The sequence below is a fragment of the Pleomorphochaeta naphthae genome (assembly GCF_055396005.1).
On sequence record NZ_AP042457.1, the window covers coordinates 1,874,790 to 1,887,765 of the forward strand.

General features: G+C 27.3%; 12 protein-coding genes and 1 pseudogene. 8 read left to right on the forward strand and 5 right to left on the reverse strand.

Going from position 1 to position 12,976, the window contains the following annotated elements:
- Positions 1-583: 583 nt before the first annotated feature.
- The 3 genes and pseudogenes from ACZ5SO_RS08540 to ACZ5SO_RS08550 all read right to left on the reverse strand — a co-directional run bounded on the left by ACZ5SO_RS08540 (position 584) and on the right by ACZ5SO_RS08550 (position 2,808).
- Positions 584-943, reverse strand: coding sequence for a recombinase family protein (locus tag ACZ5SO_RS08540; protein WP_464627842.1), 360 nt, complete (start codon positions 941-943; stop codon positions 584-586).
- Positions 901-1,437 (reverse strand): annotated as a pseudogene (locus ACZ5SO_RS08545) (recombinase family protein); the annotation flags it as partial. The pseudogene ACZ5SO_RS08545 and the gene ACZ5SO_RS08540, both read right to left, overlap by 43 nt.
- 216 nt (positions 1,438-1,653) lie before the next feature.
- Positions 1,654-2,808, reverse strand: a complete 1,155-nt coding sequence (locus ACZ5SO_RS08550) for an IS110 family RNA-guided transposase (protein WP_464624022.1) — start codon at positions 2,806-2,808, stop codon at positions 1,654-1,656.
- 514 nt (positions 2,809-3,322) lie between these two features.
- On the opposite strand from ACZ5SO_RS08550, the gene ACZ5SO_RS08555 reads away from it, so the two are divergent.
- The 4 genes from ACZ5SO_RS08555 (at position 3,323) to ACZ5SO_RS08570 (ending at position 5,691) form a co-directional block, all read left to right on the forward strand.
- Positions 3,323-4,435, forward strand: a complete 1,113-nt coding sequence (locus tag ACZ5SO_RS08555) for an IS110 family RNA-guided transposase (protein ID WP_464624023.1) — start codon at positions 3,323-3,325, stop codon at positions 4,433-4,435.
- Between the two features lie 77 nt (positions 4,436-4,512).
- Complete coding sequence (locus tag ACZ5SO_RS08560) at positions 4,513-4,782, forward strand: type II toxin-antitoxin system RelB/DinJ family antitoxin (protein WP_464624024.1); 270 nt, start codon at positions 4,513-4,515, stop codon at positions 4,780-4,782.
- 42 nt (positions 4,783-4,824) lie between these two features.
- Positions 4,825-4,965 carry a type II toxin-antitoxin system mRNA interferase toxin, RelE/StbE family gene (locus ACZ5SO_RS08565; RefSeq protein WP_464624025.1) on the forward strand — a complete coding sequence of 47 codons (141 nt, stop codon included), beginning with the start codon at positions 4,825-4,827 and terminating at the stop codon, positions 4,963-4,965.
- Positions 4,966-5,427: 462 nt separating this feature from the next.
- The gene (locus tag ACZ5SO_RS08570) at positions 5,428-5,691 is read left to right on the forward strand and encodes a DUF2326 domain-containing protein (protein ID WP_464624026.1); all 264 of its coding nucleotides are present in this window, start codon (positions 5,428-5,430) and stop codon (positions 5,689-5,691) included.
- Between the two features lie 141 nt (positions 5,692-5,832).
- Here ACZ5SO_RS08570 and ACZ5SO_RS08575 read toward each other — a convergent pair whose 3' ends face one another.
- Together ACZ5SO_RS08575 and ACZ5SO_RS08580 are read right to left on the reverse strand one after the other, a co-directional pair.
- Positions 5,833-7,053 carry an FRG domain-containing protein gene (locus ACZ5SO_RS08575; protein WP_464624027.1) on the reverse strand — a complete coding sequence of 407 codons (1,221 nt, stop codon included), beginning with the start codon at positions 7,051-7,053 and terminating at the stop codon, positions 5,833-5,835.
- 304 nt (positions 7,054-7,357) lie between these two features.
- Entirely contained in the window at positions 7,358-8,317 is a 960-nt protein-coding gene (locus ACZ5SO_RS08580) for a DUF2971 domain-containing protein (protein WP_464624028.1), read from the reverse strand.
- Between the two features lie 253 nt (positions 8,318-8,570).
- Between ACZ5SO_RS08580 and ACZ5SO_RS08585 the strand changes: the two genes are divergently transcribed.
- The 4 genes from ACZ5SO_RS08585 (at position 8,571) to ACZ5SO_RS08600 (ending at position 12,924) form a co-directional block, all read left to right on the forward strand.
- Positions 8,571-8,951: a type I restriction enzyme endonuclease domain-containing protein gene (locus ACZ5SO_RS08585; protein ID WP_464627843.1), complete on the forward strand. Its 381-nt coding sequence runs from the start codon at positions 8,571-8,573 to the stop codon at positions 8,949-8,951.
- A 291-nt stretch (positions 8,952-9,242) separates the two neighbouring features.
- Positions 9,243-10,877 carry a KAP family P-loop NTPase fold protein gene (locus ACZ5SO_RS08590; protein WP_464624029.1) on the forward strand — a complete coding sequence of 545 codons (1,635 nt, stop codon included), beginning with the start codon at positions 9,243-9,245 and terminating at the stop codon, positions 10,875-10,877.
- A 303-nt stretch (positions 10,878-11,180) separates the two neighbouring features.
- Positions 11,181-11,489, forward strand: a complete 309-nt coding sequence (locus ACZ5SO_RS08595) for a hypothetical protein (RefSeq protein WP_464624030.1) — start codon at positions 11,181-11,183, stop codon at positions 11,487-11,489.
- 118 nt (positions 11,490-11,607) lie between these two features.
- Positions 11,608-12,924: an ISL3 family transposase gene (locus ACZ5SO_RS08600; RefSeq protein WP_464624031.1), complete on the forward strand. Its 1,317-nt coding sequence runs from the start codon at positions 11,608-11,610 to the stop codon at positions 12,922-12,924.
- Positions 12,925-12,976: the final 52 nt, after the last annotated feature.

Here is a 12,976-nt window from a genome sequence, read left to right on the forward strand (position 1 = left end):
TTAATTTAAATTCTATTTTCCTTTATAACCTTTATTTTTCAATCTTAAAAACAACCTTAATATCATCTTTTGAATAAACTTCAATTCTATCAACAAGTGAAAGAAAAACATCTGGTGAAAATTTAGTTAAGATTTCATCTTTTGATTTTAAAGCTTTTAGAAATTGCTTGATTTTACTTTTTCTATTGTTTTTATCTTGAATTGTAGATTGAAGGCTTTTTAATTCATTTAGAGCTGAAGAATATTTTGAATATAGTTTATTATACTTTTCATCATAATCTACCTGGTTTTGAATTGTTGTAGTATTAGAAGCTTCTAGCTAGTTTAATCCTCTTGATAATTTATCAACTTTAATAGTTAGAGTTTCTTCTTTTGCTTTTAACTTATCTGTTTGTAAAACTTGATTAATTACAAGATTGCAACTTTCTATTATTGAATCTTTATCTTTAATTAAATCATTAATAGCATTAACAGCTATTTCTTTTAACTCTTCTTCATAAAAATGAGGAGTAGTGCATCTAACTTCGTTTTTGTATTTATTACTGCATTGAAAGATAATCCTTTTATACTTAGATGTTGAGTGCTAGGTTTTAGTAGTATATACACTACCACAATCACCACAAATAACTTTATTAGCAAATACACTTTTATTAATATTCTTATTTTTAAGATTACCTCTTTTCTCAAATTGCTCTTTTGTTATAATGGAGGGATGACTGTTTTCAACATAATACTTTGGAACTTCTCCATTATTAACCTTTCTCTTTTTTGATAAAAAATCTGTTGAATATGTTTTTTGAAGAATAGCATTCCCTATATATTTTTCATTTTGCAACATGCTTTTAATAGTAGTGCCATACCATTTTACATCACCTCTAGCATTAGGAGTTCCTTTATCTTCTAATTTTTTGCAATTGAAGTTGGTGTTACCCCCTGCAAGAATCTAGGATAGATATATCTAACTATAGTTGCTTCTCTTTCATTAATTACAATATTACCATTAGCATCCTTTTCGTAGCCTAGAAAACTACCATAAGACATTTTTACTTCTTCAAATCTCTTTCTAATCCCACAGCTGCAGTTTTCAGAAATGGATCTAGATTCTTCTTGAGCAAGGAATGACATTATGGTAATTAGTAACTCTCCTTTACTATCAAGAGTCCAAATATTCTCTTTTTCAAAATAAACTTCAACACCTTTTTCTTTTAACAATCTAACTGTAGTTAAACTGTCTACTGTATTTCTAGCAAATCGGCTAACACTCTTTGTTATAATTAAATCAATCTTTCCATTAAGTGCGTCTTGTACCATTGATTGAAAACCTTCTCTTTTTTTGGTGCTAGTTCCTGAAATTCCTTCATCAGTATAAACTTTTACAAAATTCCAATCAGCTCTGCTATTTATATATTTTGTATAGTAATTTATTTGTGTTTCATAACTTGATAATTGCTCTTAATTAACTTTTAAAACTTTTAACTAATTTTATGATTTTTTTTACCTTAATTTACTTCAACTATAATCATATATCACAGAAATGTAAGACAATGTAGTATGTTTGTAAGCAAATATGTTTATAATTTATTATTATTCTATTATATTATAAGTACAAGGAGTCAACTATAAACAATTATGATTAAGGAAAAAGATTTTAAATTATTGAATACTAGCTTTTTCGCCTCTAATCAAAAGGGCGTAAATAGCCCTAATAAGTTTATTTGTTGTAGCAATCATAGCTTTTCTATGAGGGAAACCTTGTTCTCTTTTTCTAGAATAATATTCAGCCAAAACTGGATTGCTTCTAAGGCTATTAGTTGCCATCAGATAGCAATATTTTCTCAGGACTCGATTCCCTCGTTTGGAAATTTTACCATGCCTATCTTCCTTTCCAGATTGATAGATTGTTGGATCAGTTCCTATGAAAGCTATCAATTTTTGGTAGCGACTAAATCGGTGAATATCTTGAATCTCTGCCATAAAATGTGCAGCAGTTGTATCACTAATACCAGGGAAAGAAGTAATAATCTCTATCTCTTGTGGATGAATTTCTTTTTCCATATTTATGAGAGCTTTTGTAAGTTCTTTGTCTTCCTTTTTAAGATAAAGAACAGTTTTAGCTTGATGCTTGGTAATAGCTGCATGAAGATCTACACCCACAGAATCTTTAGCCAATTCTTTGGCTTTTTTAGCAAGCTTTTTATCTCTCTCAGTACTTTTTACTCTAGTTCCTCTAATAGCTTTAGCAAGTTGTACAGTAGAGGCAGAAGCTACTTGTTTAGCAGAACCATACACAGACAACAAATTGAGCCAAGAATCAGTAAAAACGTTAATATTATGCAATTCAGGGAAGGATACAGCTATATCTCCCTTCAATCTAGTCTTAGCTTTTGCAAGTTGCTCGCTATTAGCAATCCTATCTCTAGAGAGAAGTTTACTTTCAGATTCCAACTCAGTTTTTCTCCCTTCAAATTGAATACTAGGGTTATTTGCATACCCTGCAATAAGGAGAGCATCGGACTTATCAGTCTTAGTTTTCCTTAAGGTAATTGTATCCTTGTATTGCTTAATAAGCAACGGATTTACAACATAAGCTATCATGTTGTGATTTAGTAGATAATGATAGCAAGTTAAGTGATATTTCCCAGTGGATTCCATGACAAATGTAGTATCTTTGTTAATTCCGGGAGTAGATAATAATTTGTTAAAACCAGTTTTATTTAGTGGAAAATTGTCTTGTGCGATAACACCTGTATTGCCAAGAATACAAAATGTAGCCGAAGTACTTGAAATGTCGATACCAACGATACTCATACTAACCTCCAAGGTTAAAAATAGGTTCCATTTTCCAATCTCCCGCATGAATGAAACTCAAAGATTTAATCAACCGATAGGGAAAACTGGGACCGAGGACAGACTCCTTTTAAAACTTTAAAGTTTATTGAAAATGAGGCCCTCTGCCCACAATTATATCACTTATAAAAACATATCATCTATTTATTTATAGATGGTAATAAACAATAGAAATTATACTGGTATTATAGACCAGTTATTATTAGGAGGAGTGATAAAAAGGTAAATAGCAGGTAGTTGCACCAATATTCCTATAGTGTGTTAAAATATATGGCACACAACTGAGGAATGGCCAAGACTTTAACTCGACATGTTTTACTAGTCCAAGAATATGAGACTGTTTAGGAGAATGAGGAGTTTTAGTCGTATCAATCACTGGTCCACTTACTGAGGCCGAATAGGAGAATGGAACAACTACCGAACAGAGAGCCATTTTTGATTTTGTGTATAAAAAAATAAATGCAAGGAGATAAGAATGGTTAACTGGGAAAACAAAACTGTTAGCGTAGGAATTGATTTGCATAAGACTCAATTTACAGTTTGTGCAATAACATCAACGAAAGAGATTCTATTTGAGAAAGTGTATCAAACTAACGATGAAGGTTATAATGCTTTTATTAGTGAATGTCACACTCTAGAAGACAAGTATGGTGCACATGTATCAATGGCAATAGAAGCTACTTCTAATGCTAGATACTTTAGAAACTTAATGCAGAAAGAAGGCTTTTTTACACTTGTTATTAATACTTTAAAATTTAAGGTTGTAACATTAAGTGCTAAAAAGACAGATAAAAGAGATGCTTTTACAATAGCTGAGTTTTTACTAAAAGATATGTTACCTGAAAGCTATCTATGCGATCAAGAAACAGAGGAGCTTAGAAAACTTATCTGTGAAAGAGCTGATTTAGTTTCATTGATAGTAAGAACTAAAAATAGAATACATAATATGATGTTAGGGTATGGGATAGTAACAACTGCCACTCAATTTCAAAGCAAGAAAAAGAGACTGCTTCTTCTAAAAGGTCTCGAAGACCACGCTTTGATTACGAAGAGGACAGTCTCTACCTTAAATAGTTTCATTCAAACTTTAGAAATTTTGGATGAACAAGTCAAGGCTTTAGAGGCATTAATTGAAGATTTTGTACAAGAAGATGAAGATGTTCAATTACTAAAAACTATTCCAGGTGTAGGGAAAATAACAGCTACAACCATTAGAGCATATGTTGGTGATATAAATAGATTTGCAACTTACAAACAGTTCGCAGCATATTGTGGACTCACTCCTTTTGTAAAGTTTTCAAATGAGAAAGGATTTACCGGACATATAACAAAGAATGGACCTGTAGAGTTAAGAACTGCAATGGTACAAGCTGTAATGGGTATGCTTCGTCTACAAAGATCATTAAGGTATTTGTCGCTAATTAATGATTATAAAAGAATGAAGAAAAACAAAGGTAGTGGGAAAAGTATAATTGCCTTTGCACGAAAACTCAGTAGAGTAATTTATGCAATTCTAAAGAAGAAAAAGCCTTTTGATATGAATAAATTAATAGGTGATTTTAATAAGCGACAAGCAGAAGCTGTATAGCTTCTAATAAAGAAAAATGAAGAAATTAGGTTATGGTTTTCTGTGAAAAACTATTGACCTTTTATAGGAGAAAGAAAATGAATGATAAATCAAGCATTACAGTTAGAACAGATATACAAATAAAAAAGGATGCTCAAAGGATTCTTTCTAGTTTAGGTCTTGATATGAGTACAGCAATTAATATTTTTTTGAGACAAGTTATTCAAGAAGAAGGGCTTCCTTTTAAAGTTATTCTTAAACAACCAAATTCATCAACTTTAAAAGCTTTAAGTGAAACACAAAACAACAAAAACTTAAAAGGACCTTTTAATTCTGTAGAAGAATTAATGAACGATTTAGATGCTTAAAATTAAATATCATACTCAATTTAAGAAAGACTATAAACAGCCTTGAAAAGTGGACATGATAAAGAAGACTTTATTCATATAATTACACTTTTAGCTAAGCAAAATCCGTTACCTCAAAAATATAAAGATCATCAATTAACAAACTCAAAACATTTTAAAAACATGAGAGGATGCCATATATAACTAGATTTATTACTAATATATAAAATAGAAAACGAGAATTTATGTCTATCACTAATTAGAACAGGAAGTCATAGCAAATTATTTAAAAATAAGCAGAATTATTTAATTTCATATAAAATTAAAATATTCTAAAAACACCTTTTATAAATAGAACATAAATTTACACGATTACCCTTCAGGGGGATCTGTTGATATACGATTACTACTAGTGGGCTTGAAAAATCATGCTAAGTAACCTTATGTAAAAAAAACAACTATTATTTAATTCTTTATTTTAAGTAAACTTATAAGAAATTGTATCAAGGTATTAACCATATATAGTGTTATGCATTGGTACACCAATTCCAATATAATTACACGTTTAAAGGGCTCTAGGGTGTATAAAATATAAAACTTATTAAGTAAAATTAAGCTTGACTAAAAAAGGAGAACCCGTTCAGTGCAGGCACTCAATAGAAAGGAATGATATTATTTGTTTTAGCCATGTTAGAATTAAGTTGTATACCTGCATTAATACACGATTCTGACCTATTGAAACCTGTAGGGGATTTCCCAGTGTCAGGCATTGCTAAGCAATACTTAAAAAATAAAAAACAAGTTTTTATTGCTATTGATAAAATAGAAAAATATCATGAGGATGCTAAAAAAATTTTCGAAGATACTCAAGTTATTCGTTTATCAGCAAATGGTGGAGAATTATTTGGAAAAGCTTGGAATAAGATATAAGTAAATTACAATACAGCGAACATTTATTGAGTCGTAAAGCCAAAAATTGAATTCTTATTTTATTAAAAATGAAATAACTAAATATGATAATATACATGTCAAAAAATTCACAAAAAGTTTGTGATTTAGCCAAAATTAAATCTAAAAAACTTTACATATGCCCAATTTTATATTATATTCTTTTTCAATTGAAAAGTCTTTATACACTTTATCAAATTCTTTTATTCTTTGACTAGGTAAGGAATAAGGATGTTTATCTCTTCCAATTTCTATTGAATGTCCTAAAATATTAGTTGTTAGAATTTTATTTAAACATTGCTCTTTATTTGTAAAATATTTATTTTTTGAAAAAGTAAAATTAAAGGCTTCTTCAGAAAAAACATAAGATTCCTTTATTTTTTTAATTATATCAATGAAATGGCTTAGTCCTTCATGGGGATAAATTAATTTGCCTTTACCCATCCTTTCAAAAATCCATGTTGACAATTCTTCATTATGGCGGAAACGTAATTTTTCAAATATAACATCATTTTGTAAAGGAAATTCTTCCAGCATTTTTATACCATATGCAGATTGCATATGGCATCTCATAAAAGGTTGAAACCCTATAGGTAATATTGCATTATCTAAAACTCGTTCTCCTTTTTCATTTGTTAATTCATATCCATTATGTAATTCTTTTTGCCATAAAGGACAGTGATATATTAAACCATATTTAGTATTTTCATTTTTTTCAGTTTCTTTTCTTGTTAAAGGTTTCCAGGAATTAGTATTATTGTCCCAAAAACAATTTGCAAAAAATAATGCTACTAGAAAATCATTTGTAATATCTAACCAATTCGTATTTAATCCATAATGTTGTGCTATAACATCAAATAAAACAGTAGACCCAATTTTATAAGGCCATTGTTGAATGAAATCAAGCTTTACAAGAAATATACCAAATTCTGCAATTCTCATTTCATTTATTATCTTAAAAAGTTCTTTTTCTTCTTTTGTTTTTTTCAGATTTAATTGTCTCAATAAAGTTGGAATACTTTTTTCATATATTTGATTTTCACCTCTATAAAAATGATTTCTTTCTGCTTGAGTTATTATTTTGCCGTGCGGATATTCCATAATAAAACCGGCAGTCTTAGGATATCTATATAAAATTTCATTATAGAAGTTAAGTCGTGAAGCTGTCTTTGTTTCATTAGATTTAATTGATCTTTCATTATTGTATACACTTTGAGTAATTTTCTCGCATTCAAATCTATCAGCTTCATTAATTTGTATCATATGAAATATATCATGTATTGTAATATCAAAAATATTATTTGCTTCAGAAGAAAGAATTTGCTTTTTTAAATAACCGTTCATAAAGTTTCCTTACTTATAGTATCTCATAGAAATAAATAACTTTTCAACAAAAAAAATAAAAGAAAATCCTCTAAAGAATAAAAATCTAAAATCTCCCATTCATAAATTAGTTTTCTATGGTAAAATGAAATTTAGCTTGATATTAATGGCAAAGGATTATATAACCTTGTCAGCAACTAAGACGAGGAAAATAATGGTTATCTTATTGATGGAGCTTATAACTAATCCCTAATTAAAGGAAAGAACCCTATTTTGTTTACTATTACATCTATAACAAAAGTTATTTTAACAAAGAATATAGATGTTATACAGAGTCCTTTTTAAGTATATTTTCTATTACATTAAGGTTTTTATAAAAATAATCTTTCTTAATTTCTATAAAATCCAACTTAAAACAACCAATAGCATCTTTGATTTTATAAAATTTTATAGCTTTAAAATTATAGTATTTTGAATCATATAATATCTTCATTGTTTTTAAGATTATTTTACAAGGTACATTAATTCCAAAATATAATTCTTTTATACTATTTTTTCTTAATTTTAATATTTTTGAACCAACTTCTTCTTTTGTAATGATGGCTCGCACTTCTTTTTCATACTCCCACTCTTTTGCTTTCAAATATGAATTTTTCTCTATTAGCTCATTTTTAATCATATTAGCTGGAACTGGAATTTCTTTCTTACCATCATGCGAATAATTTACAGCTTCAATTGGTATTTCAACTTTACCTTTTTCTGATATTAAATCTAAATATTTAACTTTATTTTTATACCTATATTTTAATCCTAAACATATACCTTGATGAGAATCCGCATAATGTGACCACATTAAAAGATTATCATGAGTTTTAGAAAAACAACAAACCAAATTATCATCAAAAGCCTCTCTATGAATTCGAGTCTTTAAATCATAATCTATCATAGGATTATTATGACATTTAACAAAACTAGGAATATCTCTATTAAAATTTGTAATAATATATTCTTTAAATTTAGGATCTTCTTTCATTTTATTTTTTACGAATTCTTCAGTTATTTTACTTGGAAAGACAGGTATCCAACAATCAAAAGGATCATTAAATTCTCTTGGAGAAGAAAAGTATATTTCACCTTTTGTTAATAAGTCAAAAGTAAATTTATTAATTATAGGTTTTTTAACTTTTACTTTTTTAACTATTTCTCCAGTTTTTGTATCTATTATATCTTTCCAATAAGAATATAAAGGCCTATATTTATATAAATATTCTATTTCTTCTTTCATAATTTATTCCATAAAATTTATTAACTTATTATAACCTTTATTATACAACACAATTTGTTAGCTTAATAGTAAAAATAAATTATATTAATAATCAACTATGATATTTTTTATTATCCATCATTCAACAATTTAGTTTTCTATGGTAAAATAAAATTTATCTATGAGGTAAATTTATGGGCTTATCATTAAAACTTTCAATCAATATTCCAGAAAAAGCTAATAGGACATAAATGGTAAAACTTATGCCACCGATATTAATGGATTAAGAACAAATGAAAAAGTAATAGCTGAATTAATGAAACTTGCAAATGATATAGCAGAAGCAAAACAAGCTGGTAATCATCTTGGGGTATCAGAAGATAAACTTGCTTTCTATGATGCATTAACTACCCCTCAAGATATAAAAGGTTTTTATAAAAATGATGAGTTGATAGCAATCACGAAAGAGCTAACTGAAACCCTTAGAAAAAATAAAACTATTGACTGGAAAAAGAAAGAATCCGCAAGAGCTAGAATGAGAATGTTAATTAAGAAATTGCATAAAAAATATAAATACCCACCAAAGGGCATGAATGATACAATTAAAACAGTAATGACGCAATGTGAATTGTGGACTGATAATTATGAGATGTAAAATAAAATAATTTATTAAAGGTTAAAATTAATGCAAAATGTAGATCTTTTCTGTAGATATATTCAAATTCTTTTCCTTTTGGGATTAATAGTTATAACCCAAATATATGGGATGAGAAGTAAAAATAGAAAAATTAAAAATTTGAAATTATTATTCCCATTATCTATTATTATAATATGTTTACCCAATATATTAAATTTTTTATACAATCAAATAATAAATCTAAAAACAGATTTTTCTGATAAAATAATGACTTCCCATATTTTTGGGTCCCTTATCATAAGCATAATTTTGATTGAAAGTTATATTTTTTATAATACAAAAGATTTAAACAAATATGATAATAAGAAAAATGAAACCAAAGAAGAATATTACACCAAATTATTCGTTTCAAGACAACAATTCTGTAATAATTTAATTAAAATTATTGATTCAAATAAATCTATTAACAGAAATATTTCTACAATAAATGAATTAGAATTGGATAAGCAAGTATTTAGTATAAATGCTGAATGGGGTTTTGGGAAAACAACATTTATTAAAGCTTTGGAAGAAAAATTAATAGAAAAGGACTATAGAGTAATATCTTTTGATGCTTGGTCTAATGATTATGAAGAAGAACCTTTAAAACCTTTTATAAGAGAATTTAATACTCAAATAATTCAAAAAAACACTGATTTAAATAATAAAAAACAATTAAGGAAAGCTTTATTATATTTATCTGCTACTGTAAATGAATTTATTAGAATAACCCTTGATTCAAATTCAATAGATCAACATTCATTTTTTTCTAAATTATATAATTCTCAATATTTATCAATTTCGAAAAATTCACTAGAAAATATAGAAAATAATGTTAGCAAGCAGTATAACATTTTCGAAGGAAACATAGAAAATAAGTATTTACAAAAAACAGATTTATCAATTTTATTTGAAACTTTTAATGACAATCTAGAATTAATTTACAATTCAATAAATCCTAATAGTTCAAAAAAAATTATAATTATAATTGATGAGCTAGATCGATGTCGACCCACTTTTGCTGTTGAATTTTTAGAAAGAATAAAGCACTTTTTTAATAATGGAAGATTTTTATTTATTCTAGCGATAAATTCTAACCAGTTGGAAAGAAGTGTTGAACATTTTTATGGTAGCAATACAGACTCTGAAGGTTATTTTGACCGTTTAATCAATAGAAAATTTTTCTTACCTATTCCGAATAATGAAGAGTATATAAAAACTATTAATGCTTATTTGCAACTGAAGTATAGCAATAATAAATCATTTATAACATTAATTTGTTATATTTTACCAAATTATAATTTTTCACTTAGAAAATTTGAAAAAATTAAATATGAATTAGATGATTTCTTAGCATTCTATTCAAATAAAACTTTTTCAGATACTGAATCTTTAATATTATCCTTTTTTTATTCAATAAAATATTGTTCTCCCGATTTATTCAAAGAGATAACCATAAATTTGCAATCAAAGAAACCTTTTGATGTTTATAGTGAAAAATACCATAATGATATAAATATAATAAATAATTTGTTTGGATATGGAACCTTAGTTAATACTAACTTTAGATTTCCTGCTAAAATATCTAAATATAATAGTATAACAATTGGAGACTTTTTAAAAGTAATGCTTAAAATCTCTCCTCCGGAACTTATAAATAAAAAAGAATTTATAATAAAACAAAAATATATTTTTACTATAAAAGACAACCAAGATTATAGATTTTTTTTTAGCGTATGTGAAAACAAAAATAATAAGAAACTCCAAGAAGTTGCTTTGTATATTGATGATATCAATGTTGGTGAAGAATTTCCTTATTCTTCTTATTTTGATAAAAGTGTATCATCTTCAAGATTATTTGAAATGGTTATTTTTTTGGATAAATTTAATGAAAATAAAATATAAATTAGTAATATTTCAAATTTTACACGATTACCCTTTAGGGGTGTTGACTATTACACGATTACCCCAAGAGGGCTTGATAAATATGTCAAATTAGCCTTATATAAAAAAACAGCTATTTTTTAATTCCTTATATTAAAAGAAATTATAATAGCTGCATTATTGTATCAACGATATGTACTTAAATGCCTAGATATTTACACATCAATACAACAATACGATTTTAGAAAAAAAGGGTGTATTTTTTCTAAAGTGGGTGTAAAATTATACAATATTTTGATGTTATAATATAATGAAGGTTAAAAAATGGATAAATTTAAGGACTACTGGAATAATCAAATCTCTGAATATAAAAAAATTAATATGTTTAAAGAAATTGGTAATTCATTAGAAATTTTTAATACTTTTAATTACAATCAACATACTGTGACAATTGAGAGCACAGAAGGATTTTTTCAAGTATTAGAGGGAAATTTAAAATATAATTCAAACGGATATTATACTATTGAAGTATCATGGATAAAACAATTTAAAGATATCAATCAATTCATATTAAGAATTTATATAAAAAATATAGAGGCTTCATCACTAAGTGTGGGTAAATTTTATAATTGAGAATTGAAAAAGAAAGGAATAAAGAATACAGATATTAGTTTTTTTAAGGAATTTATTGAAAAAGTCATCAGTTATCGTCTATTGTAAATTTACAACAACACACAAAGGACGATAACCAATGACAATCAAGAGCTTATTAAAAGAACTAATCGGTGTCAATAATGTAAAAGTTAAAAGTTGGGAATTAATTACTAATTCTAAAAATATTAAAGAGCTTTATATTCATGTAGAACCATATAAAAGAGAGCAAAACAGATGCCCAATATGTGGAAAAAAATTACCTGGATACGACAAAAAAGAAGCTCCTCGAAAATGGAGATCTCTTGATGTTGGAAACATTCCTGTATATGTCCTAGCTAATACTAATAGAGTAACTTGTTCAGAACATGGTGTTATAACTGCAGCAGTTCCTTGGGCTAGGCATAACTCTAGATTTACTAAAGATTTTGAAAATCAAGTAGCCTGGTTAGCTTTTAATTTAAGCAAGAAAACATTATCAGAGTTTATGGGTGTTTCTTGGAATACTGTTGGTGATATTATTAATAGAGTATTAATAGATGTAGCTCCTAAATATGAAGATAGGTTTAACAATTTAGTTAATATTGGAATTGATGAAACTAGCTATAAAAAAGGACATAATTATATTACAACAGTTGTAAATAACGATGATAGTACAGTTATATGGGCAGAGGAAGGACATAATCAAAAAACTTTATCTAAATTCTTTGAATATTTAAGTCCAAAACAGAGAGCCTCTATTAAGACTGTTAGTGGTGATGGAGCTAGATGGATAAAGGCTTGTCTAGATAAATATATTCCTAATGCAGAGCGTTGTATTGATCCTTTTCATGCAATTGGATGGGCACAAGTTGCTTTAGATGATGTAAGAAAAGCTGCCTCCCAAAGAGCAAAAGTAATACTTGAACAGAAAGAAGGGGAAATGAAGAAACGAGGTAGAGGACGACCTAAGAAAGGAGATGAGAAACCAATAGATGAATCAAAGATTATAAAAAATTCTAAATTTGCCTTACGCAAGAACCCTGAAAACTTAACAAAAAATCAGAGAGAAAAATTGGAAATGATAAAGCTTAATGATAATCAATTATATAGAGCATATAGGCTAAAAGAAGAGCTTAGATTTATATTCAAGCTTGATGATATGGATGAAGTTAAAGAACATTTAGATTCATGGTTATCTTGGGCTAGAAGATGTAGAATACAAAGTTTTGTAGCTTTAGGAAGGAAAATAAAACGACACTATGATGCTATTATGGCAACTAGAACATACAAAATTAGTAATGCAAAAACTGAGGCTTTAAATAACAAAATAAAACTCTGTATTAGAAGAGCTTACGGATTTAGAAACATAAATAATTTACTTAATTCTGTACTTTTGGTTTGTAGCAACATAAAAATCCCTTTAGCGAACAGATAAATTATGTTAACAAAGGGACTTAAAGAGAAAATTAATTAGGCTCTAACCCACA

Excerpts from the sequence above, each read along its gene's own strand:
- ACZ5SO_RS08550 (WP_464624022.1), bottom strand. The coding sequence starts at position 2,808 with ATGAGTATCGTTGGTATCGACATTTCAAGTACTTCGGCTACATTTTGT.
- ACZ5SO_RS08555 (WP_464624023.1), top strand. The coding sequence starts at position 3,323 with ATGGTTAACTGGGAAAACAAAACTGTTAGCGTAGGAATTGATTTGCAT.
- ACZ5SO_RS08560 (WP_464624024.1), top strand. The coding sequence starts at position 4,513 with ATGAATGATAAATCAAGCATTACAGTTAGAACAGATATACAAATAAAA.
- ACZ5SO_RS08570 (WP_464624026.1), top strand. The coding sequence starts at position 5,428 with ATGATATTATTTGTTTTAGCCATGTTAGAATTAAGTTGTATACCTGCA.
- ACZ5SO_RS08575 (WP_464624027.1), bottom strand. The coding sequence starts at position 7,053 with ATGAACGGTTATTTAAAAAAGCAAATTCTTTCTTCTGAAGCAAATAAT.
- ACZ5SO_RS08580 (WP_464624028.1), bottom strand. The coding sequence starts at position 8,317 with ATGAAAGAAGAAATAGAATATTTATATAAATATAGGCCTTTATATTCT.
- ACZ5SO_RS08595 (WP_464624030.1), top strand. The coding sequence starts at position 11,181 with ATGGATAAATTTAAGGACTACTGGAATAATCAAATCTCTGAATATAAA.
- ACZ5SO_RS08600 (WP_464624031.1), top strand. The coding sequence starts at position 11,608 with ATGACAATCAAGAGCTTATTAAAAGAACTAATCGGTGTCAATAATGTA.